Genomic DNA, 2,894 nt, shown 5'->3' on the forward strand with positions numbered 1-2,894 from the left:
TGCTCGGAGTTCTGGGTCATGGCGACTCGCGTTCCTGGTCGGGCGTCGTCACGGCGGGCGGAAGGCCCGGCTCCGCCGTGCGCGCGGTTCAAGCGGAAGCCGATCGCGAGGCAAGCACGCGGAGCGGCCGACGGGCGGCGCCCCGTGGAACCGGGCCGGGCGCGCCGTGCGAGGCGGGCCGTGCCGGATCCGGCAGGTCATGGTGCCGTCCCGGGCGTCAGGGGCGCGGGCGGCGGGTCAGGGTGATCAGAGAGCGACCGGTCATCCTGGGTCAGCGTGAGCTGTGCGACCAGTCTACCCCCGCGGCCGTGATCGCACCCGAGGCGCGGTCCACGCCCTCGATCCGCACGCGCACCCGGGTGCCCGCCGGGACGCTGCCCGGCACCCGCAGGCTCACGGCCGGGTCGAGCAGCCACACCTCCGTGCCGTCCTTCGCCTCGCGCACCGCGATCCCCTCGAGCTCCGCGCCGACGCGAGACTCGAGCGCCGCCGCCTCCACGAGGTCCGCCGCTGTCCGGCTCGCGGCCGAGGCCCGGCGCGACGAGTCCGCCATGAGGGCGGGCAGCTCGGGCAGGGCGCTGCGGACCCACGCGGGGGCGGGGGCGCCGGAGGCGTGGGCGTGGCACAGGGCCAGGACGAAGCGGTCCACGAGCCGGCGCAGGGGAGCGGTGGCGTGGGCGTAGGGGGCGGCGAGCGCGGCCTGGGCCGGTTCGGCCGGCGGCGTGCGCAGGGCCGGGTCCTCGGCCTGCGCGTCGAAGGCCGTGTACCCGGCGCCGCGGAACAGCCCGGTCGCCGCATGCAGCACCGCCAGGTGCCGTGCGTCGGCCGGGTCGAGGGAACGCAGGTAGGCGCCGTAGTCCTGGCCCTCGTCCCACGGGACGCCCAGGGCGCGCGTGCGCTCTCGGAAGGCGGCGACGGCGTCGGCGTCCGGTGCCGGCATCGTGCGCAGGATCCCGACCCCGGCGGCCAGCATCAGCTCGGCCGCGGCCATGCCGGTCAGCAGGGAGAGCTGGGCGTTGTGCTCCTCCGCCGGCAGCGGCGCCCGGTGCACGAGCTCGTGCGCCCCGTCCTCGGTGGCAAGGACCTCCTGGTCCGGCAGGTTCAGGGAGGCGCCGCCGCGGGCGGCCTCCTGCGCGGCCCGCCGTCGGCCCACCTCCGGCAGCAGCGCCAGCGAGTCGCGCACCTCGGCCGGCCACCCCTCGGCGGCGGCCCGGTCCGCGTCGGTGACCCCGGGACGCGGCGTCGCCGGCGCCTGCGCCCCCGGCCGAGCGTCGAGGAAGGCCTGCACCTGCCCGTACGTCAGCTGCGCCCGGGAGCGGACGCGGGCGCGTTCGAGGCCGGTCTCGACGACGGCGCCCGCGGCGTCCAGCAGGAACGTCCACACGAACGCCGGGCGCTCGCGGTCCGGCAGCAGGGAGGCGGCGTCCTCGCTCAACACCTCCGGGTGCAGGGGGACCCGGCCGTCGGGCAGGTAGACGGTCTGGCCGCGGCGGCGGGCCTCGGCGTCCACGGCGCCGCCCGGTGCCACGAAGGCGGGCACGTCCGCGATCGCGTAGCGGACCAGGATGCCGTCGTCGTCGGAGGGGGTCAGGAGCAGGGCCTGGTCCAGGTCCGTGGCGCCGGCGGGGTCCACGGTGACGAACGGCAGGGCCGTGCGGTCCGCGTGGTCCGGGCTCCCGGCCAGGCCCACGTGCACCCCATGCGCGGCCGCCTCCGCCTCGGCCAGGACGGGGGTGGGGAAGGCCGACGGCAGCTCGAGCTCCGTCCGCAGGGCGGCGAGGCGCTCGAGCAGGGCCGGGTCGGCAGGGCCGCGGAGGCCGAGGGCGTGGGAGGACATGGCGATGCTCCTGGGCAAGGGGGCCGAGACGACGCACGCCCCGGCGGATCACCGGGGCGTGCGGGGCGGGTCAGGAGGCGGCGAACCCGAGCGGGCCCGACTTCTTCGCGCCGATCTCCACGAAGCCGATGCGGTCGCCGGGGACGACCACCTGGCGGCCCTTGGCGTCCGCCAGGACCAGCGGGGTGCCGTCGGCGACGGCGGCGTCCACGAGGGAGCGGACCTCGTCCGCCGACTGCTCGCTGTCGATGACGACCTCGCGGCCGACGTGCTGCACACCGATGCGGATCTCCATGGGGAACCTCTTCTCTTCGTCGCGTCCTGTGCGGTCCGCCGTCAGCCTACGGGACCGCTCGGCGGGGTGGACGGGCGCCCACGAGGTTCACCCGCGGGCGAAACGGGCCGGACGGCCGGGTCAGCGCGGCGCGTCGTCCGCGGAGGGCAGCGAGGCGAGGCCGCGCCAGACGAGCGCGTCCACCGTGCGGGCCATCTCGGCGGCGGCGGGGCGGGCGTCGGCGTCGAGCCGGTCCGCCCAGTGGCGGGCGGCGCCCAGGAGATAGCCGACGAGTCCGCGGGAGAGCACCTCGGCCTCGGCCTCGGCTACGGTGGTGTCCGCGCGGATGGTGCGCGCGACCTCGGAGGAGAGCAGCCGGTGGACGGCCTCGCTGCGCGTGCGCACCTCCGGGTCCGCGTCGATGCCGGAGTCGAAGATGAGGCGGTGGGTCCGCTCGGGGGAGGCCATGTACTCGAACACGGCGGCGACGGTGGCCCGCACCCGTTCGCGGTTGTCCCGGCGGGTGTCCATCGCCGCCTCGAGGAGCGCGCGCAGGCTCGCGACCTCGGCGTCCAACAGCTCGAGGAAGAGCTCGTGCTTGCTGGGGAAGTGCTGGTAGAGGACCGGCTTGGAGACCTCGGCCCGCTCGGCGATCTGCTCCATGGAGGCCCCCGCGTACCGCTCGGCGGCGAAGACCGCGCGGGCGCAGTCCAGCAGCTGGCGGCGACGCTCGTGCCGGGGCAGACGACGGCCTCGCCCGGGCTCGTCGGGCGCGGTGGCGGC

The 2,894-nt window shown here is 77.1% G+C and carries 3 protein-coding genes; all 3 read right to left on the minus strand.

The window, feature by feature from the left end; genetic code table 11:
* Positions 1-271: 271 nt before the first annotated feature.
* A complete protein-coding gene (locus QL983_RS10870; protein ID WP_290152974.1) occupies positions 272-1,837 on the minus strand; it encodes an RNB domain-containing ribonuclease in 1,566 nt (521 codons plus the stop codon).
* Positions 1,838-1,907: 70 nt separating this feature from the next.
* Complete coding sequence (locus QL983_RS10875; RefSeq protein WP_002854967.1) at positions 1,908-2,132, minus strand: DUF3107 domain-containing protein; 225 nt, start codon at positions 2,130-2,132, stop codon at positions 1,908-1,910.
* A 120-nt stretch (positions 2,133-2,252) separates the two neighbouring features.
* Positions 2,253-2,894, minus strand: a 642-nt coding sequence (locus QL983_RS10880; RefSeq protein WP_135040461.1) for a TetR/AcrR family transcriptional regulator, incomplete at its 5' end; no start/stop codon positions are given.

This window comes from Micrococcus sp. APC 4021 (assembly GCF_030407635.1).
In the GTDB taxonomy this organism is placed as follows: Bacteria; Actinomycetota; Actinomycetes; order Actinomycetales; family Micrococcaceae; genus Micrococcus; species Micrococcus luteus.

Excerpts from the sequence above, each read along its gene's own strand:
- QL983_RS10870 (WP_290152974.1), bottom strand. The coding sequence starts at position 1,837 with ATGTCCTCCCACGCCCTCGGCCTCCGCGGCCCTGCCGACCCGGCCCTG.
- QL983_RS10875 (WP_002854967.1), bottom strand. The coding sequence starts at position 2,132 with ATGGAGATCCGCATCGGTGTGCAGCACGTCGGCCGCGAGGTCGTCATC.